At 73.2% G+C, this 21,457-nt stretch carries 19 protein-coding genes; 14 read left to right on the top strand and 5 right to left on the bottom strand.

The window, feature by feature from the left end:
• Positions 1–18: 18 nt before the first annotated feature.
• Positions 19–213 (top strand): hypothetical protein, encoded by a 195-nt coding sequence (locus ACVW07_RS02655; RefSeq protein WP_456817736.1) that lies wholly within the window; start codon positions 19–21, stop codon positions 211–213.
• Between the two features lie 10 nt (positions 214–223).
• Here ACVW07_RS02655 and zapE read toward each other — a convergent pair whose 3' ends face one another.
• Positions 224–1,279: a cell division protein ZapE gene (gene zapE, locus ACVW07_RS02660; RefSeq protein ID WP_456817737.1), complete on the bottom strand. Its 1,056-nt coding sequence runs from the start codon at positions 1,277–1,279 to the stop codon at positions 224–226.
• 395 nt (positions 1,280–1,674) lie between these two features.
• Between zapE and ACVW07_RS02665 the strand changes: the two genes are divergently transcribed.
• The 8 genes from ACVW07_RS02665 (at position 1,675) to ACVW07_RS02700 (ending at position 9,151) form a co-directional block, all read left to right on the top strand.
• Positions 1,675–3,333, top strand: a complete 1,659-nt coding sequence (locus ACVW07_RS02665) for a nitrite/sulfite reductase (protein ID WP_456817738.1) — start codon at positions 1,675–1,677, stop codon at positions 3,331–3,333.
• Positions 3,330–3,482 carry a hypothetical protein gene (locus ACVW07_RS02670; protein WP_456817739.1) on the top strand — a complete coding sequence of 51 codons (153 nt, stop codon included), beginning with the start codon at positions 3,330–3,332 and terminating at the stop codon, positions 3,480–3,482. Before ACVW07_RS02665 ends, ACVW07_RS02670 begins: the two co-directional genes overlap by 4 nt.
• Entirely contained in the window at positions 3,479–4,174 is a 696-nt protein-coding gene (locus tag ACVW07_RS02675; protein ID WP_456817740.1) for a phosphoadenylyl-sulfate reductase, read from the top strand. Before ACVW07_RS02670 ends, ACVW07_RS02675 begins: the two co-directional genes overlap by 4 nt.
• A complete protein-coding gene (cysD, locus tag ACVW07_RS02680) occupies positions 4,171–5,103 on the top strand; it encodes a sulfate adenylyltransferase subunit CysD (RefSeq protein ID WP_456817741.1) in 933 nt (310 codons plus the stop codon). Before ACVW07_RS02675 ends, cysD begins: the two co-directional genes overlap by 4 nt.
• On the top strand, positions 5,103–6,533 hold the full coding sequence (locus tag ACVW07_RS02685) for a sulfate adenylyltransferase subunit 1 (protein ID WP_456817742.1): 1,431 nt from the start codon (positions 5,103–5,105) through the stop codon (positions 6,531–6,533). Before cysD ends, ACVW07_RS02685 begins: the two co-directional genes overlap by 1 nt.
• Positions 6,530–7,750, top strand: coding sequence for a uroporphyrinogen-III C-methyltransferase (cobA, locus tag ACVW07_RS02690; protein ID WP_456817743.1), 1,221 nt, complete (start codon positions 6,530–6,532; stop codon positions 7,748–7,750). Before ACVW07_RS02685 ends, cobA begins: the two co-directional genes overlap by 4 nt.
• 109 nt (positions 7,751–7,859) lie before the next feature.
• Positions 7,860–8,669 carry a dihydrofolate reductase family protein gene (locus ACVW07_RS02695; RefSeq protein ID WP_456817744.1) on the top strand — a complete coding sequence of 270 codons (810 nt, stop codon included), beginning with the start codon at positions 7,860–7,862 and terminating at the stop codon, positions 8,667–8,669.
• Positions 8,666–9,151 carry a hypothetical protein gene (locus ACVW07_RS02700; RefSeq protein WP_456817745.1) on the top strand — a complete coding sequence of 162 codons (486 nt, stop codon included), beginning with the start codon at positions 8,666–8,668 and terminating at the stop codon, positions 9,149–9,151. Before ACVW07_RS02695 ends, ACVW07_RS02700 begins: the two co-directional genes overlap by 4 nt.
• Positions 9,152–9,176: 25 nt before the next feature.
• Here ACVW07_RS02700 and ACVW07_RS02705 read toward each other — a convergent pair whose 3' ends face one another.
• A complete protein-coding gene (locus ACVW07_RS02705; protein ID WP_456817746.1) occupies positions 9,177–10,403 on the bottom strand; it encodes a carboxylate--amine ligase in 1,227 nt (408 codons plus the stop codon).
• Positions 10,400–11,851, bottom strand: coding sequence for an NADP-dependent phosphogluconate dehydrogenase (gene gndA, locus ACVW07_RS02710; protein WP_456817747.1), 1,452 nt, complete (start codon positions 11,849–11,851; stop codon positions 10,400–10,402). The genes ACVW07_RS02705 and gndA overlap by 4 nt, the downstream gene beginning before the upstream one ends.
• A gap of 170 nt (positions 11,852–12,021) precedes the next feature.
• Here gndA and ACVW07_RS02715 point away from each other — a divergent pair, with 170 nt between their 5' ends.
• From ACVW07_RS02715 to ACVW07_RS02735, 5 genes are all read left to right on the top strand, one after another.
• The gene (locus ACVW07_RS02715; RefSeq protein ID WP_456817748.1) at positions 12,022–12,606 is read left to right on the top strand and encodes a DUF3000 domain-containing protein; all 585 of its coding nucleotides are present in this window, start codon (positions 12,022–12,024) and stop codon (positions 12,604–12,606) included.
• 73 nt (positions 12,607–12,679) lie between these two features.
• Entirely contained in the window at positions 12,680–13,198 is a 519-nt protein-coding gene (locus ACVW07_RS02720) for a response regulator transcription factor (RefSeq protein WP_456817749.1), read from the top strand.
• Between the two features lie 73 nt (positions 13,199–13,271).
• Positions 13,272–14,567, top strand: a complete 1,296-nt coding sequence (locus ACVW07_RS02725) for an HRDC domain-containing protein (RefSeq protein ID WP_456817750.1) — start codon at positions 13,272–13,274, stop codon at positions 14,565–14,567.
• A gap of 155 nt (positions 14,568–14,722) precedes the next feature.
• Positions 14,723–15,973, top strand: a complete 1,251-nt coding sequence (locus ACVW07_RS02730) for a thiolase family protein (protein WP_456817751.1) — start codon at positions 14,723–14,725, stop codon at positions 15,971–15,973.
• Positions 15,970–18,108: a 3-hydroxyacyl-CoA dehydrogenase NAD-binding domain-containing protein gene (locus ACVW07_RS02735; RefSeq protein WP_456817752.1), complete on the top strand. Its 2,139-nt coding sequence runs from the start codon at positions 15,970–15,972 to the stop codon at positions 18,106–18,108. Before ACVW07_RS02730 ends, ACVW07_RS02735 begins: the two co-directional genes overlap by 4 nt.
• 84 nt (positions 18,109–18,192) lie before the next feature.
• Here ACVW07_RS02735 and pflA read toward each other — a convergent pair whose 3' ends face one another.
• Together pflA and pflB are read right to left on the bottom strand one after the other, a co-directional pair.
• Positions 18,193–19,083, bottom strand: coding sequence for a pyruvate formate-lyase-activating protein (pflA, locus tag ACVW07_RS02740; protein ID WP_456817753.1), 891 nt, complete (start codon positions 19,081–19,083; stop codon positions 18,193–18,195).
• Between the two features lie 28 nt (positions 19,084–19,111).
• Entirely contained in the window at positions 19,112–21,385 is a 2,274-nt protein-coding gene (gene pflB / locus ACVW07_RS02745) for a formate C-acetyltransferase (RefSeq protein ID WP_456817754.1), read from the bottom strand.
• Between the last annotated feature and the right edge of the window lie 72 nt (positions 21,386–21,457).

Below are 21,457 nucleotides of genomic sequence, written 5' to 3' on the forward strand. Positions count from 1 at the left end.
CCGTTCCGCGGCTGGCTCGTGCTGCGTCGCGGCGGCTCCCGCGTGGTCGTCAACCTCTCGGACGAGCCGCTGCGGGTGCCCGTCGCCCTCGACGGACCCGTGGACCTCGTCGAGGCGTGGGAGCACGTGGCCGTCGACGTGGCCGCCGACGGGGGCGTCGTCGTCGGCCTGGGGCCGCACTCGGTGGCGGTCCTGGCGCCACCGGCCGGCTGAGGGTCCGGCCTCAGCGCAGCAGCGCTGCGCCGTCGGCCGCGAGCGAACCGAGCCGGGACAGCGCCCGGTAGTACTTCTTGCGGTACCCGCCGGCGAGCATCTCCGCGGAGAACAGCGCGCGCTCCCCCGCACCGCCGAGCAGCACGGGAACATCACGGTCGTAGAGCCGGTCGACGAGCACGACGAGGCGCAGGGCGACGTCCTGGGTCGGCACGGGCCCGACCCCGGTCAGGCCCACGAGGCCGACGCCGTCGAGCAGCGCGCCGTACCGGCTGGGGTGCACCGTCGCGAGGTGGTCGAGCAGCACCTCGAAGTCGTCCAGCGTCGCATCGTGGCGCGCCGCGACGGCTGCTCGGACGTCGTCCGCGCCGAGCCCGTCGGCGTCCGTCACGACGGCCCGGTGCCGGTAGTCGTCCCCGTCCACGCGGAGCACCTCGAACCGGCCGGCCAGCGCCTGGATCTCCCGCATGAAGTCGTCCGCCGCGAACCGGCCCTCGCCGAGGGAGCCCGGCAGCGTGTTGGACGTGGCGGCCAGCGAGACCCCACGGTCGGTGAGCTCGCGCAGCAGCCGGCTCATCAGCACGGTGTCACCGGGGTCGTCGAGCTCGAACTCGTCGATGCAGACGAGTCGGCGCGTCGCGAGGGCGTCCACGGTGGGCCGGAACCCGAGCGCGCCGACCAGGTGGGTGTACTCGACGAACGTGCCGTAGGCGGAGCGGTCCGTCCCGACCGCGCGGGCCAGGGCGGCGAGCAGGTGGGTCTTGCCGACGCCGAACCCGCCGTCGAGGTACACGGCGACCGGTTCGGGGGCCCTGCGCAGCCACCCCTTGCGCTGTCCTCCGGCCGTGACGGTCCGGGCCGCCTGGCGCAGGCGATCCACCGCGGCGCGCTGTGACGGGTGGTCGTCGTCGGGGACGTAGGAGTCGAACGACGCGTCCGCGAAGTGGCGCGGCGGCACGAGCTCGGCCAGCAGCCGCTCCGGGGTGACCACCGGGCGCCGCGCGGTGAGGGAGGGAAGAGCGGACGTGGCTCGCGCGGCGACGTCGGCACCGTCCGGAAAGGTCACGTCGAAAAGCGTACGGCGGCCCGGACCAGGTCTCGCGGCGGCGTGACCAGCCTCACGCAGCAGCCCGGCCACCCGGCCGGCCCGCCGCGAGGGCGTCCGATACACCCTGCTGGACGTGCGTCCCACATCTCGGGAAGAGATCTCACCATCCGGACGATGGCTCCCGCTGACGGGCTCCGCATGACAACCTCTTCCGGTGATCTCGTCCGGGTTCCTCGCCTCGTGTCGGCCCATGCGTGCCGTCGTCGCGGACCCGTGCATGTGCTGCTGCTGTCCGCGGAGCAACTGACCCCGCCCCTCGTCCCCCCTCGGGCGCGCGGTCTGCGTCCCGAAATCCGTCCCTCCCCGACGGTGGGTGCAGCCGCACGTCCATGATCCCCTGGAGGTAGCGCCCTATGGCGCAGACCAGGATCGCCCCGCCCGCAGCCCGCCCCGAGGGCCAGTGGGCGTTCGACCAGCGCGAGCCCCTGAACGGCAACGAGAAGTTCAAGCAGGACGACGACGGTCTCAACGTCCGGCACCGGATCGAGACGATCTACTCCCGTGAGGGCTTCGCGTCCATCCCCGGCGAGGACCTGCGCGGTCGCATGCGCTGGTGGGGGCTGTACACCCAGCGCAAGCCCGGCATCGACGGCGGCAAGACGGCGACGCTCGAGCCGCACGAGCTGGACGACGAGTACTTCATGCTCCGCGTGCGCTGCGACGGCGGCGCCCTGAGCCTCGCGCAGCTGCGCACGATCGCCGAGATCTCCACGGAGTTCGGCCGCACTACGGCGGACATCACCGACCGGCAGAACATCCAGCTGCACTGGATCCGCATCGAGGACGTCCCGGAGATCTGGCGGCGCCTCGAGGCCGTCGGCCTGTCCACCCAGGAGGCCTGCGGCGACACGCCCCGCGTCATCCTCGGCTCCCCCGTCGCCGGTGTCGCGGCCGACGAGATCATCGACGGCACCCCCGCCGTCCGGGAGATCGCCGAGCGCTACATCGGTGACCCGGCGTTCTCGAACCTGCCGCGCAAGTTCAAGACCGCGATCAGCGGGTCCCCCCACCAGGACGTCGCGCACGAGATCAACGACGTCGCGTTCGTGGGCGTCGTGCACCCCGAGCTCGGCCCGGGCTTCGACCTGTGGGTCGGGGGCGCGCTGTCCACCAACCCGAAGCTCGGCGTCCGCCTGGGCGCTTTCGTCACGCTCGACCGCGTACCCGAGGTCTGGACGGGCGTCGTCGGCATCTTCCGCGACTACGGCTACCGGCGCCTGCGCACCCGTGCCCGCCTGAAGTTCCTGGTGGCGGACTGGGGCGCCGAGCTGTTCCGGGAGGTGCTGGAGGGCGAGTACCTCGGCTACACGCTGCCGGACGGCCCCGAGCCGCCCCCGCCGCCGACCGGGCACCGCGACCACGTCGGCGTGCACCCGCAGAACGACGGCCGGTTCTACGTCGGCGCTGCGCCCGTGGTCGGCCGCGTGTCCGGCCCGCTGCTCTCGCAGCTCGCCGACCTGATCGAGGCGGCCGGGTCCGAGCGGCTGCGGCTGACTGTCGAGCAGAAGCTCGTGGTCCTCGACGTCGCGCCGGACAAGGTGGACGCGCTCGTGGACGGGCTCGAGGAGGCCGGCCTGGCGGTCCGCCGGGCCTCGACGTTCCGGCGCGGGACGCTCGCCTGCACGGGCATCGAGTTCTGCAAGCTCGCGATCGTCGAGACGAAGGCGCGCGCGAAGGCGCTCGTCGGCGAGCTCGAGGAGCGCCTGCCGACGTTCGAGCACCCCATCTCGATCAACCTCAACGGCTGCCCCAACTCGTGCGCGCGCATCCAGACGGCCGACATCGGGCTCAAGGGTGCGCTCGCGGGCGGGGAGGACGGCTACCAGGTCCACCTCGGCGGCGGTCTGGGACTCACCAGCGGGCTCGGGAAGACCCTGCGTGGCCTGCGCGTTCCGGCAGAGGAGCTCCCCGACTACATCGAGCGCGTCGCGACGAAGTTCGACGAGCAGCGCACCGAGGGCGAGCTGTTCGCGCAGTGGGTGCACCGGGCCGACGAGGAGGACCTGCGATGAGCGAGTCCGCCCAGCGCGCGGTGCCGTACTACTGCCCGTTCTGCGCGAGCGAGGACCTGTGGCCGGCGAGCGAGCGGCACGGCGAGTGGGAGTGCCGCTCCTGCACCCGAGCGTTCGCCCTGAAGTTCGTGGGGGTGACCAGCGCATGACCGTCGACACGACTGACCTGCGGCAGCTCGCCGAGGAGGCCGGGCGGGACCTGGAGGGTGCTCACCCCTCCGAGATCCTGGCGTGGGCGGGCCGGACGTTCGGCTCGGACCTCGTGGTCGCGTCCTCGATGGGCGACGAGGTGCTCGTCGACCTCGCCGCGAAGGCCGTGCCGGGGATCGACGTGATCTTCCTCGACACCGGCTACCACTTCGCGGAGACCCTCGGCACGCGCGACTACTACGCGGACTTCACGAACATCTCGCTGCGCACGATCCTGCCGCTGCGCACCGTCGCCGAGCAGGACGCCGAGCACGGCCCGCGCCTGCACGACCGGGACCCCAACCTGTGCTGCGCGCTGCGCAAGGTGGAGCCGCTCGAGCGCGGCCTCGCCCCGTACAGCGCCTGGGTGACCGGGATGCGCCGCGAGGACGCCCCGACGCGCACCGACATCACCGTGGTCGGCTGGGACGTCAGGCGCGGCAAGGTCAAGCTCAACCCGTTGGCCGCCTGGACGCAGGCCGACGTGGACGCCTACGTGGAGGAGCACCACGTGGTGCTGAACCCGCTGCGCCAGGCCGGCTACGCCTCGATCGGCTGCGCGCCCTGCACGCGCGCGGTCGCCCCCGGTGAGGACCCGAGGTCCGGACGCTGGTCCGGCACCTCCAAGACGGAATGCGGTCTGCACACATGACGACGACGGTCTCCCCCACGAGCACCTCGACCGGCACCGCCCTCACGCAGCTGGACGCCCTCGAGTCCGAGGCGATCCACGTCATGCGCGAGGTCGCCGGCGAGTTCGAGCGGCCGGTGCTCCTGTTCAGCGGCGGCAAGGACTCGATCGTGATGCTGCACCTGGCGCGCAAGGCCTTCTGGCCCGCCCCGGTGCCGTTCACGCTCATGCACGTCGACACGGGGCACAACTTCCCCGAGGTCATCGACTACCGCGACGCCACCGTCGCCGAGCTCGGCCTGCGCCTGGTCGTCGCGAGCGTGCAGGACGCGATCGACGACGGCCGCGTGGTCGAGCGGGCCGACGGGTCGCGCAACGCGCTGCAGACCGTCCCGCTGCTGGACGGCATCACGACGCACCGCTTCGACGCGGTCTTCGGCGGCGGCCGGCGCGACGAGGAGAAGGCACGCGCGAAGGAGCGGATGTTCTCGCTGCGCGACGAGTTCGGGCAGTGGGACCCGCGGCGGCAGCGCCCCGAGCTGTGGGACCTGTACAACGGGCGCCACAAGCCCGGCGAGCACGTGCGCGTGTTCCCCCTGTCGAACTGGACCGAGCTCGACGTGTGGCGGTACATCGAGCGGGAGGAGATCGAGCTCCCGTCGATCTACTACTCGCACGAGCGCGAGGTGTTCGCCCGCGACGGCATGTGGCTCGCTCCCGGCGAGTGGGGTGGCCCGCGCCCCCACGAGAGCGTCGAGAGGCGCGTCGTGCGGTACCGCACGGTCGGCGACATGAGCTGCACCGGCGCCGTCGAGTCGACCGCCACGACGGTGGCGGACGTGATCGCCGAGGTGGCCGCGAGCCGGCTCACCGAGCGTGGGGCGACGCGCGCAGACGACCGGGCCTCCGAGGCCGCCATGGAGGACCGCAAGCGCGAGGGCTACTTCTGATGACGACGGACACGAGCACGCTGCCCGCCACACCCGACACGGACCACACCCAGCGCGACCTGCTGCGGCTCGCGACGGCCGGCTCGGTCGACGACGGCAAGAGCACCCTCATCGGCCGCCTCCTGTATGACACGAAGTCCGTGCTGGCCGACCAGCTCGCGGCCGTCGAGGCGGCGACCGCCGCTCGTGGAGGCGGGGCCGTCGACCTCGCGCTGCTCACCGACGGCTTGCGCTCCGAGCGCGAGCAGGGCATCACGATCGACGTCGCGTACCGCTACTTCTCCACCGCCCGCCGCGCGTTCGTCCTCGCGGACACCCCCGGCCACGTGCAGTACACGCGCAACATGGTGACCGGCGCGTCGACCGCCGAGCTGGCGATCGTGCTCGTCGACGCCCGCAAGGGGGTCCTCGAGCAGACCCGACGGCACGCCACCATCACCGCGCTGCTCGGCGTCCCGCACGTGGTCCTGGCGGTGAACAAGATGGACCTCGTCGACTTCGACGAGGCGACCTTCCGGGCGATCGCCGGCGACTTCGCGCAGTACGCCGCCGCGATCGGCCTCACCGACGTGCAGGCCGTGCCGCTGTCGGCGCTCGACGGCGACAACGTCGTCGACCGCTCCGTGCGCACCCCCTGGTACGACGGTCCGACGCTGCTCGAGCACCTGGAGTCCGTCCCGGTGGACCGCGACGCGCGCACCGAGACCTTCCGGTTCCCGGTGCAGGTCGTCATCCGCCCGCGCACCCCCGAGCACCCGGACTACCGCGGGTACGCGGGCCGGGTCGCGTCGGGCGTCGTGCGGGTCGGCGACGAGGTGACGGTCCTGCCGTCGGGCAAGTCGAGCACGGTCGTCGGGATCGACACGTTCGACGGCCCGCTCGACGAGGCCCACGCGCCGCAGTCGGTGACGCTCCGGCTCGCCGACGACGTCGACGTGGCCCGCGGCGACGTGCTGGTGCCCGCCGGACCCTCCGTGACCGTGGGTCAGGACCTCGAGGGGACCGTGTGCTGGCTCGCCGAGCGACGCAGCGTGCTGGGCGCCCGCCTGCTGGTGCGGATCGGCACCCGGACGGTCCGGGCCCTGCTGCGCGAGGTCAACGCGAGGCTCGACGTCGACACGCAGACCGTCGAGGTGTGGGACGGCGTCGACACCCTGCACGCGGTGGACGCGACCGACACGTCGTCGGACGTCGCGCCGCGGGCGCTCACGCTCAACGCGATCGGCCGCGTGAAGGTCCGTCTCGCGGAGCCCGTGCTGCTCGACGACTACGCGGCGCACCGCCGCACCGGCGGGTTCCTGCTGGTCGACCCGGCGGACGGCACCACACTGGCCGCCGGCCTGGTGGGCCCGACGCTGCTCGACCGTCTGGCCCCCGCACCGCCGCCCCGCGCGGACGACGACGACTGGCTGGCCGGGGCCGGGATTTGACCGGCACGCCGCGGCACCCGCTGCTCCTCGACCTGCACGGCCGCCGGGTCGTCGTGGTCGGCGGCGGTCCGGTCGCGGCACGCCGTGCAGCCCGCCTCGTCGAGGACGGTGCCGACGTGCACGTGGTCGCGCCCGCGCTGTGCGAGGACCTCGCCGACCGGGCCGCCGAGGGCACGGTGCGCTGGCACGCGCGCGACTACCTGGCCACCGACCTCGACGGCGCCTGGCTCGTGCACACCGCGACGGGCGTCCGTGAGGTCGACGACGCGGTCGCGGCGGACGCCGAGGCGGCGCGGCTGTGGTGCGTCCGTGCGGACGACGCGACGGCGTCGACCGCCTGGACGCCGGCGGTCGCCCGCGCCGGGGACGTGACCGTCGCGGTCGGCGCAGGCGGGGACCCCCGCCGGGCCTCCCGGCTGCGGAACGCCATCGCCGTGCTCCTCGACACGGGTGGCCTCCCGCTCCGCCGGCAACGACCCGCCGTGACGGGGACCGTGACGCTCGTCGGTGGCGGTCCCGGCGACCCCGGGCTCATCACGACCCGCGGCCGGCGGGCCCTCGCCGAGGCGGACGTCGTGGTCGTCGACCGACTCGCACCGCGCGCGCTGCTGTCCGAGCTGGACGCGGACGTCGAGGTCGTCGAGGCGGGCAAGTCCCCGCACTCCCACACCCTCACGCAGACCCAGATCAACGAGCTGCTCGTCGAGCGCGCACGGGCGGGCCTGCGGGTGGTCCGCCTCAAGGGCGGCGACCCGTTCGTCCTGGGCCGGGGCGGCGAAGAGGTCCAGGCCTGCGTCGAGGCCGGCGTCCCCGTCCAGGTGGTGCCCGGGGTGACGAGCGCGATCGCCGTCCCCGGAGCGGCCGGCATCCCGGTGACGCATCGGGGCGTGTCACGCCAGGTGACGATCCTGTCGGCGCACGACCAGGCCCCGGACTGGGCCACGCTCGCCCGCCTCGACGGGACGCTCGTGCTGCTCATGGGCGTCGCGCAGCTCGCCGGGCACGCGCGAGCGCTCGTCGAGCACGGGCGCGACCCGTCCACGCCCGTCGCCGTGGTCGAGCGAGGCACGCTGCCCGACCAGCGCACGACCGTCGGGACTCTCGCGGACATCGCCGCGCGGGCGCTGGCCCGCGGCGTCGGCAACCCGGCCGTGGTCGTGGTGGGTGACGTGGCGGCGCTGGCCGAGGTGCTCGGCTCGGACCCGACGGCCCCCTGAGGTAGTCGTCGACCGATCCGCGCGTCCCGCGCTCCAGAGGGCGGCCTCCTGCTCGGCGGCACGCGCCGCACCCCACGGGGCCGGCGCAGGGGCGCCTAGGGTGAACGACGTGCCTCTCGACCTCCCCGCCCTCGACGTCCTCCTCCCCCTCGACCGCGCCGGCACCCGCATCGAGCCCCGCACCGACGAGGCGGAGCTCCTCGGTGCGTTCACCGACCGCCTGCCGCTCGACCCACCTCGTGGTGTGCACGTCCGGGCCAACATGGTGAGCTCCGTCGACGGCGCCGCGACCGGTGCCGACCACCGGTCCGGCTCCATCAACGACCCTGCCGACTTCCGCGTGTTCCGCGTGCTGCGCGCCCTGGCTGACGTCGTGCTGATCGGCGCCGGCACCGCCCGGGCGGAGCGGTACCGCGCGCTCGACGTCCCCGACGGGCTCCGGGAGGCGCGGACGGCGCTCGGCCGGTCACCGGAGATCGAGCTCGCGATCGTGTCGGCGTCGGGGGACGTCCCGGACGCGCTTCTCGACGGCGAGCGGCCACCGATGGTCCTGACCACGGGGACGTGCCCACGGCTCGACGAGCTCCGGGACCGCATCGGGCCGGAGCGCCTCATCCTCACCGAGGCCGACGTGCCGGGCGCCGTCGACCTGCGGGTCGCGCTCGCCGCCCTCGGCGCCCGCGGCCTGTCGCACGTGCTCACCGAGGGAGGTCCGAGGCTGCTCGGCCAGCTCCTGGGTGCGGGCCTCGTCGACGAGCTGTGCCAGACGTTCAGCCCGGTGCTGGTGGGCGGACCCGCGCTGCGGGTGGTCGACCTGCCGATGTGGCTCGACCCGCCCCGCGACCTGCGGACCTTGCACCTGCTCCACGCGGGCGGAGTGCTGCTCGGACGGTGGCAGGTCGTTAGGCTCGGCGCGTGACCGACACCATCCTGGTCCTCGTCGAGGACACCCTGGCCGCCGCCGACGTGGACCACATCCTGTCCCTGCACGAGGGCGAGGTGCTGGCGTACCGGGTGATCGTGCCCGCGGACAGCGAGCGCCCGCTGCTCTCGACGATCATCGACAACCTCAGCATGGGCGAGATCCGCGAGGCCTGGGACCGCGCACGCGGCAAGGAGCCGAGCGAGCACCAGGCACGGGCGACCGCCGCCGAGCAGCTCGAGGGCACCCTCGCGGCGTTCGCGGCCGCCGGCCGGGGAGCGACGGGGGCGGTCGTCGAGGACGACCCGCTGCCGGCCCTCCGCGCGGCGGTGGCCACAGGTGACGTGCGCGAGGTCGCCGTCGTGACGTACCCGCACGCCGTCGAGGACACGCTGCACCGTGACTGGGCGTCCCGCGCCCGCGAGGAGCTGCAGGTCCCGGTACTGCACCTCTACGCGGGCACGAGCGAGCTCGGCTGAGCCCGGACCCCGAGGGCGCCCGGCCTCAGAACCCCGTCGACGTCACCTCGGGGTAGTACTTGCGGAACTTGCGCACCTGGTTGACCAGCGCCATCGCGATGTACAGCCGTCGCCGCGGCGAGAGGTCACCGGGGTAGCTCAGCGGGTGCGCCACCGCCTTCGCCTTGACGAGCCGCCGCACCCGCGCGGCGAGCTGCGGGTCGCGCACGTACCGCAGCAGCAGCCGGTGCGGGACCACCGCGTAGAGCACCTCGCGGTCGACGACGACCGGCGGCACGGACCGTCCCTCGACGACGTCCTCGACCACGAACCGCGTCGGGTTGGCCCCCGCAGCGGTGACGTAGTAGTTGTTCCGACCGATGCGCGGGTTGACCTCGAAGAAGCGGAACTCCCCGTTGCGCGGGTCCACCTTCACGTCGAAGTTGGCGAAACCCCGGTAGCCGGTCGCCGACAGGAACGTGCGCGCCTGGTCGAGCATCGCGTCGTCCCGGTCGGTGATCATCGCGGCGGGGTTGCCCAGCCCGGACGGCGTGTGCTCCTCGAGAAGCACGTGCGCCGAGCACAGCAGCGTGATCGACCCGTGGCTGTCGACGTACGCCGTGATCGACCGCATCTGCGTGTCGTCGCCGGGGACCAGCTCCTGGACGACGAAGCGGCCGCCGAACCCCGCACCGCGCAGCGCACCCCACAGCCACGCCAGCTCCGCGGGGGTCGCGATCTCGAAGACCTTCTTCTTCCCGGCGAACTCGACGTCCTGGTAGTCCGCGCTGCTCGCGGCCTTGGCGATGAGGGGGAACTCGAGGTCCACCGCCACGTCGGCCACGCCGGTCGCGAAGTCCTGCACGATGGTGCGGGGCACCGAGATGCCGAGGTCGTCGCAGATCTGCGCGAACGTCGCCTTGTCCGAGATCCGGTCGAGCAGGTCCTGGGACAGGAACGGCACGGCGTAGTGCTTCTCCAGCTCCTCACGGTGCTGCACGACGACGCGGACCAGCCAGTCCGAGTTCGCCATGAGCAGCAGCCGCCGGTCCGGCATGCCGCGGGCGACCTCGAGCAGCCGGTCGACGAGCTGCCGTGGGTCGTGGCCGTCGGCGACGATCTCGTGCCGCACGATCCGCGAGTGCTGGACGGGCCCGAGGGCCGCCCCGGCCACCACGACGGACGTGACGCCGTACTGCTCGTGGAACGAGCGGGCCAGCGCGTAGACGCCGATGTCGGCGCCGAGGATGACGGGCTGGAGCGCCCCGCTCACGCGGTCTGCTCGGTGCGGTCGCCGGACCACAGCGTGTGGAACGTGCCCTCGCCGTCGGTGCGCCGGTAGGTGTGCGCACCGAAGAAGTCGCGCTGCGCCTGGATGAGCGCGGCGGGCAGCCGCTCGGCACGGACGCCGTCGTAGTACGAGAGCGACGACGCGAAGGCCGGCGTGGGCACGCCGTGCAGCGCGGCGCCCGCGACGATCCGCCGCCACGCCTGGACGCCGTTCCCGACGGCCCCCGTGAAGTACTCGTCGGCGAGCAGCAGCGGCAGGTGCGCGTCGCGCTCGTACGCCTCGGTGATGCGGTTGAGGAACCGGGCGCGGATGATGCAGCCGCCGCGCCAGATGCGGGCCATCGCACCGCGGTCGATGTCCCAGCCGAACTCGGCGGAGGCGGCGGCGATCTGGTCGAAGCCCTGCGAGTAGGCGACGACCTTCGACGCGTAGAGCGCGAGCCGGACGTCCTCGATGAACGCGTCGCGGTCGGTGACCTCCCACGGCGTGGTGTGCGCGGGCAGGACGCCGACCGCCGCGGTGCGCTGCGGTACGGAGCCCGAGAGCGCGCGGGCGAACGTGGCCTCGGCGATGCCGGTGATCGGGACGCCGAGGTCCAGGCCGTTCTGCACGGTCCAGCGGCCGGTGCCCTTCTGCTCGGCCTGGTCGAGCACGACGTCGACGAACGCCGACCCCGTCGCGGCGTCCACGTGCTGCAGCACGTCGGCGGTGATCTCGATGAGGAACGACTCCAGGTCGCCCGTGTTCCACTCGGCGAAGATCTGCCCGATCTCGGCGGCGGACGCCCCCAGCCCCTGCTTGAGCAGGTCGTACGCCTCGGCGATGAGCTGCATGTCGGCGTACTCGATGCCGTTGTGCACCATCTTGACGAAGTGGCCGGCCCCGTCCGGACCCACGTAGGTGCAGCACGGCACCCCGTCGACCTTCGCGGAGATCTTCTCCAGGATCGGCCCGAGCGACTCGTACGACTCGGCCGTCCCGCCCGGCATGATCGACGGGCCGAGCAGTGCGCCCTCCTCGCCGCCGGAGACGCCGGACCCGACGAAGTGCAGGCCCTTCTCCCGCAGCGCGGCCTCGCGGCGGATGGTGTCGGGGAAGTGGGCGTTGCCGGCGTCGACCACGATGTCGCCCTCCTCGAGGAAGGGCACGAGCTCGTTGATCACGGCGTCCGTGGGACCTCCGGCCTTCACCATGACGACGACCTTGCGCGGGCGGGCCAGGCTCGCGACGAAGTCCTCGACCGACTCGGAGGGCACGAAGGTGCCCTCGTCGCCGTGGTCCTCCACCAGCGACTGCGTCTTCGCGTAGGAGCGGTTGTGCACCGCGACGGTGAACCCGTTCCGGGCGAAGTTGCGCGCGAGGTTGCGGCCCATCACCGCCAGTCCGGTGACGCCGATCTGCGCTGTTCCGGTCGCGGTGCTGTTCGCCATGCGGGAGGTGCTCCTTCGGTCGACGGTCGACGTGTGCAGCGCTCGTGCGGCATGCCTCGGGGCGTCGACCGGAGTGGTGGGTGCCGCGGTTCAGCCTAGTGGCGGACCCGTGGCGTCGAAGCGGCGTGCCGGACCGCGAGACGCCCGTCGCCGGCCGTACGCTCCACCCCGTGACACCCGCCGGACCCGACGACGTCCCCGCTGAGTTCATCCGCGCACTGCGATCGCTGCGCGGCGTCGCGGTCCGCCCCGAGGTCATCCTCGACGAGGTGCCCGGTCCCGCCCGGATCGCCCCGTTCACGGCTGCGCTCACCGCGGAGGTCCGGACCGCCCGCCGGTCCGTCAACGCGGCCGAGCTCGGCTCCGGGCGGTTCGTCGTGCTGTTCGACCCCGACGGCCAGGAGGCCTGGGAGGGCTCGTTCCGGCTCGTGACGCTGGTGCGCTGCACGCTCGAGCCCGAGGTCGGCGCGGACCCGTTGCTCGCCGAGGTGGCCTGGAGCTGGTTCAACGACGCGCTGGAGTCGGCCGGGCTCACCCCCCACGCGGCGGGCGGCACGGTGACGCGCGTCCTGTCGCAGAGCTTCGGGGCGCTCGAGCGCCGGTCCGAGCAGACGGAGCTCGAGATCCGGGCATCGTGGACGGCCGCCGGTGAGGATCTGGGGCCGCACCTGCGCGCGTGGGCGACCCTGCTGTGCACGGCGGCCGGCCTCCCACCCCTCCCGGAAGGCGTCGTGCCGCTCGCCCCGCGCCGCTGAGCGGACCCCTCGGAACACCTGTCACCCCCGGCGTCGCCTCAAGTCACAGCGGGGCGCTGCCGATGGACCGGTCGTGAGCATCGAGCCCCTGCGCCGCGACGTCGCCCCGGTCCGCCGGAGCCTCGCGGGGCACACCGTCCCGACCGTCCGACGTGCGCCCGCGGCTGCCGGCCAGCAGATGTGCGTCGTCCTGACGGACGTCGCCGACGGCGACGGCACCGTGCTCGTGCGCAACCTGCGCCGTCGTGGAGCCCAGCGTGTGGTGGTCCTGACCCGACGCGCGAGCCGGTCCGAGATCGTGGTGCTCCTCGCGGGCGGCCTGCGCGGGGCGGTGGCCGGGATGACCGCGCCGAGCCTGCGTCGAGCCGTCGCACCCGCGCCGCCGCGGCCGACGCTCCCGGACCTGACGGCCCGCGAGGTGAGCGTCCTCAAGCACGTCGCCGACGGCTGCAGCAACCGGGCGATCGGTGTGGAGCTGGGCCTGTCCGCGCTGACCGTCAAGAGCCACCTCGCCCGCATCTCCCGCAAGCTCGGCACCGGCGACCGCGCGGAGCTCGTCGCGATCTCGATCCGCGCCGGCGTCATCGACTGATCGGACAGCACGCGAGCGGCGCACCGCGTCTGCCTGCGCGAACGGCGCGCCGACGTCGCTTACCGTGGTCCTCATGCAGCCCGACGCCTCCGCCGGTACCGCCGACGACGGCATCCTCGGCATCGGCACGCCCGACGAGGAGACCGAGCGGCCGGCGGCACCGGACGTCGTCCCGCTGACCGAGCCCGCCGACGGCGTCCCGCCCGTCGTGGAGACGCCCGAGGCGCTCGCCGAGGTCGTGGCGTTGTTCGGCGCCGGCACGGGTCCCGTCGCGGTCGACGCGGAGCGCGCCTCCGGCTACCGGTACGGACAGCGCACCTATCTGGTGCAGCTGCGCCGGGAGGGCGCCGGGACGGCGCTCGTGGACCCGATCGCCCTGCCGGACCTGTCGGCACTGTCCGAGGCGCTCGTCGGCGTGGAGTGGGTGCTGCACGCCGCGTCGCAGGACCTGCCGGGTCTCGTCGAGCAGGGCATGCGGCCGACGCGCATCTTCGACACCGAGCTCGGCGCACGCCTGCTCGGCATGGAGCGGGTGGGGCTCGCGGCGGTCGTCGCGGACGCGCTGGGCCTGGGCCTCGCCAAGGAGCACTCGGCGGTCGACTGGTCGACCCGGCCGTTGCCCGCCGACTGGCTGCGCTATGCGGCGCTCGACGTCGAGGTGCTCGTGGACCTGCGCACGGTCCTGGCCGAGCGCCTCGCCGTCGCCGGCAAGGCGGAGTGGGCGGCCCAGGAGTTCGAGGCGGTGCGCTCGGCGCTGCCGCCGCCGCCGCGGGTCGAGCCGTGGCGCCGCGTGTCGGGCCTGCACACCATCCGGGACGCCCGGCGGCTCGCTGTGGTGCGCGAGCTCTGGCTGACGCGGGACCAGAACGCGCGCCAGCGGGACATCTCACCGGGGCGTGTGCTGCCGGACGCGGCGATCGTGGCGGCCGCGCAGGCGCTCCCCCGGTCCGTCCCGGCGCTCACGGCTCTGCCGGCCTTCTCGGGCAAGGGCACGCGACGCCGGGCGACGCTGTGGCAACAGGCGATCGACCGTGGTCTCGCCGTCCCGGAGGGCGAGCTGCCCTCGGTCCGGGGCCCGAAGAGCGACGCGCCCCCACCGCCCCGCGCCTGGGGCGACAAGGACCCCGCGGCGGCAGCCCGTCTGGCGGCGGCCCGGGACGTCGTGGCGGACCTGTCCGCGACCCACACCGTGCCGGCGGAGAACCTCCTGCAGCCCGACCTGCTGCGGCGGCTCTGCTGGTCCCCTCCCACGCCGCTCGACGCGTCGGCGATCACGGAGTTCCTGCAGTCGGGGGGCGCCCGGCCGTGGCAGGTGGAGCTCACCGCCGACAGGCTCGCGACGGCGTTCGAGGCGGTGCGACAGGGCTGATGACGTCGTCGGCCGCGGTGTTACTCTTCAGTAACTTCGGCTGGCGCGGCACGGTGGTCCCGGGTAGCGTCGGCCGTCGGCGGCCCGCTCGTCGGGTCGGTGAAAGCGCCTGAGAACGCCGTCCCCGGACACCGTCGTCCCGCCCTGGAGGCTCCATGCCGACCGCATCCGCACGCCCTGCGCCCCGTGTCCGTCGCGTCGTCTTCGTGGACGGGGTCCGCACCCCGTTCGGCCGCGCCCGCAAGGACGGCATCTACGCGAGCACCCGCGCGGACGACCTGGCCGTCAAGACGGTCCGCGAGCTGCTCCGCCGGCACCCGCAGCTCGCTCCCGAGCGGATCGACGAGGTCGCGATCGCGGCGACCACCCAGCAGGGCGACCAGGGCCTCACCCTCGGCCGCACGGTCGGCGTGCTCGCCGGCCTGCCACGTAGCGTCCCCGGGTACGCCGTGGACCGCATGTGCGCCGGAGCCATGACCGCCGTGACCAACGTCGCGGCTGCCATCGGCGTCGGTGCGCAGGACGTCGCGCTCGCCGGCGGTGTCGAGCACATGGGGCACCATCCGATGGGCTTCGACGCCGACCCCAACCCCCGGTTCCTGTCCGAGCGGCTCGTCGCGAACGACGCGCTGAACATGGGCGTCACCGCCGAGAACCTGCACGACCGCTTCCCGGCCCTCACCCGCGAGCGCGCTGACGCGTTCGGTGTCGCGAGCCAGGACAAGTACGCCGCCGCTCTCGCCGCGGGCAGCATCGAGCCGGACCTCGTGCCCGTGGCGCTGCGCGACCCCGAACGCGGCTGGGGCCTCGCCACCGCCGACGAGCCGCCGCGACCCGGCACCACCGTCGAGGCGATCCAGAAGCTCGCCACCCCGTTCCGTGCGGGCGGTCGCGTGACCGCCGGCACGTCTGCGCCGCTCACGGACGGCGCAGCGTCGTGCCTGCTGGCCGCCGAGGACACCGCCGCCGAGCTCGGCCTCCCGACGCGCATGCGGATGGTGTCGTTCGCCTACGCGGGCGTCGAGCCGGAGATCATGGGCATCGGCCCGGTCCCGGCCACCGTCAAGGCGCTGCAGCGCGCCGGTCTGACCATCGAGGACATCGGGCTGTTCGAGATCAACGAGGCGTTCGCGGTGCAGGTGCTCGCCTTGCTCGACGCGTTCGGCATCGAGGACGACGACCCTCGCGTCAACCGCTACGGAGGGGCGATCGCCGTGGGGCATCCGCTCGCCTCGTCGGGCGTGCGCCTCATGACGCAGCTGGCCCGCCAGTTCGAGGAGGATCCCGACGTCCGCTACGGGCTCACCACGATGTGCGTCGGGCTCGGCCAGGGCGGCACCGTGATCTGGGAGAACCCGCACCACGCCGACTACCGGCCGACCGCCGTCGAGGAGGACACGCTGTGACCGCGACGACCGACACCGCCGCGGGCCCGCGCGCCGAGCGTGTCACGCACTCCTACGTCCGCGACGTCGCCCTGCCCGGCGGCGCCGGGACGCTCGCGCTGGTGACGCTGGACAACGGTCTCGACCACACCAAGCCGTCGACGCTGGGGCCGATCGGCATGGCCGAGCTGGCCGCCACCCTGACCGGGGTCCGGGACCGCGTCGCCGCCCGCGAGCTGGTTGCGGTCGCGGTGACGGGCAAGCCGTACTTCCTCGCCGCCGGCGCCGACCTCACGCAGGCCACCGCGCTGACCGGACGGAGCTCGGCGCTCGAGCTCGGCCGGGCCGGTCACGCGGCGTACGCGCTGCTGCAGGACATGGGCGTCCCCACCTTCGCCTTCGTCAACGGGGTCGCCCTCGGGGGCGGGCTGGAGCTCGCGCTCAACTGCCACTACCGCACGGCTGCGTCCGACGTGCGGGCGCTGGCGCTGCCGGAGACGGGCCTGGGCCTCGTCCCCGGCTGGGGTGGCGCGTACCTCGTGCCGCGACTCGTCGGCGTCGAGAAGGCGCTCGACGTGATCCTCACGCGCCCGGCCGCCAACAAGCCGTACTCGGCGACCGAGGCGGCGTCGATCGGGCTCGTCGACGTCGTGCTCGACCCGGCCGACTTCCTCGAGGAGTCGATCCGATGGGCCGCCCGGGTGCTGTCGGGCGAGGTCGTCGTCGAGCGGCGCCCTCTGGACCCGGCTCCGGTGTGGGACGGCGTCGTCGCGGCCGCGAGGCAGCGCCTCGACGCCGTCGTCCACCGCTCCCGCCCGGCTCCGTACCGGGCGCTCGACCTCGTGGCGGCCGCCCGGGACGCCGACCGGGAGTCGGCCTTCGCCGCGGAGGACGAGGCGCTCGCCGACCTCCTCATGAGCGACGAGATGCGCGCGTCCGTGTACGCGTTCGGGCTGGTCTCGGGCGGGAAGCGGCCCGTCGGCGCCCCCGACCGGTCGCTCGCGCAGCCCGTGACCCGCGTCGGGATCGTCGGGGCCGGTCTCATGGCGGCGCAGATCGCGACGCTGTTCGCCCAGCGGCTCGGCGTCCCGGTCGTCATGCGGGACCTCGACGAGGAGCGCGTGGCCAAGGGCCTGGACGCGGTCCGGTCCACCGTCGAGCGGCTCACGTCCACGGGCCGCATGACCGAGGCCTCCGGCGCGCGCCTGCTGGGCTCTGTGCACGGGACGACGGACCTGCACGAGCTCGCCTCCTGCGACCTCGTCATCGAGGCGGTCACCGAGATCCTCGACCTCAAGAAGCGCGTGTTCGCCGAGCTGGAGACGGTGGTCTCCCCCACGACGATCCTCGCGACCAACACGTCCGCGCTGTCGGTCTCCGCGATGGCGGCCGACCTGCAGCACCCGGAGCGCGTGGTCGGGCTGCACTTCTTCAACCCCGTGGCGGCGATGCCCCTGGTGGAGGTCGTCGAGGCGGAGCGCACGTCGCTCGAGGCCCTGGCCACAGGCTTCGCCGTCGTGGCGAAGCTGCGGAAGACCGCCGTGCTCGTCGCGGACCGGCCCGGCTTCGTCGTCAACCGGCTGCTCGTGCTGCTGCTCGGCGTGATCGTCGACGCGGTCGAGCACGGGACGCCGGTCGAGGTCGCCGACCGCGCTCTGCGGCCTCTGGGCCTGCCGATGCCGCCGTTCGAGCTGTTCGACCTGGTCGGTCCGGCCGTCGGGCTGCACGTCCTGACGTCGTTGCGTGAGGACCTCGGTGACCGGTTCCCCCGGTCGCCCGGCCTGGAGAAGCTCGTCGCCGACGGCACCCGGGTCGTCCTGCCCGCACCGGCCAAGGGTCTGCCGAAGCCGGTCGACCCGGCCATCCAGGCGGTCTTCGACCAGGCCCGGGAGGCCTCGGTCCCGCGGACGCCGCTCGACGAGGCCGCCGTGCTCGACTCGGTCCTGACGGCGCTGACCGTGGAGGTCGGGCACATGCTCGACGAGGGCGTCGTGGCCACGCCGCAGCAGATCGACCTGTGCATGATCCTGGGCGCCGGCTGGGGCTTCCACCTCGGGGGCCTGACGCCGTACCTCGACCGCACGGGGTACGCCGAGCGTGTGCTCGGGCACCGGCTGCTGCCGGACGGCGTCGCGAACGTCCCCGCCGCGGGCTGACCTGCCGCGAGTACGAGGGCCTCCGGACCGTCACGGTCCGGAGGGCCTGGTTGTCGTGGCCGCGAGGTGCCGCGCACGGCGGCGTCAGAACGTCGTCAACCCCTGCGCCCGGAACTGCTCGCGCACCCGTGCCACCAGCTCGGGTGTCGGCGGCGGGGTGTCCTCGAGCTCGTAGGTCATCCCGAGCTCGGACCACTTGTCGCGGCCCATCTGGTGGAACGGCAGCACCTCGACGCGCGTGACGGCCGGTCCGAGCGACGCGACATAGGCCGCGACCGCCTCGACGTTCTCCACGGCGTCGGTCAGGCCCGGAACCAGGACGAACCGCACCCACATGGTGGTCCCCCGCGCGGCCAGGCGGCGGCCGAAGTCGAGCGTGGGCTGCAGGGGACGGCCGGTGACGTGCTGGTAGGTGTCCGCGAGCCCGGACTTCACGTCCAGCAGGACGAGGTCGACGTCGTCGAGCATCGCGTCCGAGAGCTGCGCCCCGAGGAAGCCGGACGTGTCGACGGCGGTGTGCACGCCCATCGCCTGCGCGCCGCGCAGGAGCCGCGCCACGAACGCGGGCTGCATGAGCGGCTCGCCGCCGGAGACGGTCAGCCCGCCGCCCGTCGCGGTCAGCACACCGCGGTACCGCTTCACCCGCGCGAGGATCTCGTCGGCCGTGACGTCCGTGCCCCGACGCATCTCCATCGTGTCCGGGTTGTGGCAGTACAGGCAGCGCAGCGGGCAGCCTGCCAGGAACACGGTGAGCCGCGTGCCCGGACCGTCCACGGCCGTCACGAGCTCCCACGAGTGCACCGACCCGACCTCGCCGGACCGGACGGCGGCGAGCCGAGCCGAGCGCTCCTGCTCGACCGAGGCGAGCCCCGCCGTGCCCGCACCCTGGACGCGGTCGTGCGACCCGCCGACGAGCGGCATCCCCAGCGGCACCACCGGGGCCCCCGCGGTCCGCTCGTCGGTCCGGGTCGTCATCGTCGCGCTCCTCGTGACGGCAGCTTCGTCAGACCGCGCCGTGGAACGTGCGCGAGAGCACGTCGAGCTGCTGCTCGCGGGTCAGCCGGACGAAGTTCACGGCGTAGCCCGAGACCCGGATGGTGAGCTGCGGGTAGTTCTCGGGGTGCTCCATGGCGTCCAGCAGCGTCTCGCGGTTCAGCACGTTGACGTTCATGTGGTAGCCGTTCGACAGCGTGTACGCGTCGAGCAGACCCACCAGGTTCGTGACCTGCTCGTCCGGCGTCCGGCCGAGCCCGGCGGGCACCACCGACGACGTGAGCGAGATCCCGTCCTGCGCCTCCGCGTACGGCAGCTTCGCGACCGACAGCGCCGAGGCGAGCATCCCGTGCGTGTCCCGGCCGTTCATCGGGTTGGCACCGGGCGCGAACGGCTCGCCGAGCCGGCGGCCGTCAGGCGTGGAGCCCGTGGCCTTGCCGTAGACGACGTTCGAGGTGATGGTCAGCACCGACTGCGTGTGGGTCGCCCCGCGGTAGGTCGGGAACTTGCGGATCTTCTCCATGAAGGTCTTCACGATCCAGACGGCGATGTCGTCGGCCCGGTCGTCGTCGTTGCCGTACGTGGGGAAGTCACCCTGCACGGCGTACTCGGTGACGAGCCCGTCCGTGGTCCGCAGGCCGCGCACCGTCGCGTACTTGATCGCCGACAGCGAGTCGACGACCACCGACAGCCCGGCGATGCCGCAGGCCATCGTGCGCAGGACCTCGCGGTCGTGCAGGGCCATCTCGATGCGCTCGTAGGCGTACTTGTCGTGCATGTAGTGCACGCAGTTCAGCGCGTCGACGTACGTCTGCGCCAGCCAGTCCATCGTCACGTCGAACTTCGCCATGACGTCGTCGTAGTCGAGCACCTCGCCCTCGACCGGAGCACCGACCGGGGCGACCTGCTTGCCGGTGACCTCGTCACGCCCGCCGTTGATCGCGTAGAGCAGGGCCTTGGCGAGGTTGACCCGCGCGCCGAAGAACTGCATCTGCTTGCCCACGACCATCGGCGACACGCAGCACGCGATCGCGGCGTCGTCACCCCAGGTGTCCCGGATGAGGTCGTCGGACTCGTACTGCACGGCCGAGGTGTCGATCGACACCTGCGCGCAGTACCGCTTGAAGCCCTCGGGGAGCTGGTCGCTCCAGAACACGGTCATGTTCGGCTCGGGCGCCGGGCCCAGGTTGTAGAGGGTCTGCAGGTACCGGAACGACGTCTTCGTGACGAGCGGCCGGCCGTCGACCCCCAGCCCGCCGATGGTCTCGGTGACCCACGTCGGGTCGCCGGAGAACAGGGCGTCGTACTCCGGGGTGCGCAGGAACCGCACGATGCGCAGCTTGATGACGAAGTCGTCGATCAGCTCCTGCGCCTGCTCCTCGGTGAGCGCGCCCGACTCGAGGTCCCGCTGCAGGTAGATGTCGAGGAACGTGGACGTGCGGCCCAGCGACATGGCCGCGCCGTTCTGCTCCTTCACGGCGGCCAGGTAGGCGAAGTACAGCCACTGGACGGCCTCACGGGCGGTCGTCGCCGGACCGGAGATGTCGTAGCCGTAGGACGCGGCCATCGTCTTGAGCTCGCCGAGCGCGCGGACCTGCTCGGCGTTCTCCTCGCGGTCGCGGATGACGTCCTCGACCGACCGCTCCATGTCGAGCTCGGCCCGCTCGATCTTCTTCGCGGCGATCAGCGCGTCGACGCCGTAGAGGGCCACGCGGCGGTAGTCGCCGATGATCCGGCCGCGGCCGTAGGCGTCGGGGAGGCCCGTGATGATGTGGCTGCTGCGGGCGGCCCGGACGGCCGGCGGGTACACGTCGAAGACGCCGTCGTTGTGCGTCTTGCGGTACTTGCCGAAGATCTCGCCGACGGCGGGGTCCGGCTCGTACCCGTAGGTCTCGAGCGACTTCTCGACCATCCGGTAGCCACCGTTGGGCATGATCGCGCGCTTGAGGGGCGCGTCCGTCTGCAGCCCGACGATCAGCTCGTTCGCCTCGTCGATGTAGCCGGGGGCGTGCGAGGTGATGGTCGACGGCGTGTGCGGGTCGACGTCGTAGACGCCCTTCTCGCGCTCGGCCGGGAACATCGCCGAGAGCCGGTCCCAGACACCCGTGGTGCGGGCCGTCGGGCCGGCGAGGAACGCGCTGTCCCCCTCGTACGGGGTGTAGTTGCGCTGGATGAAGTCGCGCACGTCGATGTGGTCCGCCCACGGGCCTGAAACGAACCCGAGCCAGGCAGGAGGCGTGGTGGTCGCGAGGTCGTCGCGGCTGCGGGCGGTGGTGGTCGACATCTCAGCTCCTCGTGGGGGGTCGATATCTCGACGCTACGGAGCAAGTGATGGGATGTCTTAGGACCTTCGGCC

The organism is Cellulomonas sp. URHB0016 (genome assembly GCF_054057935.1).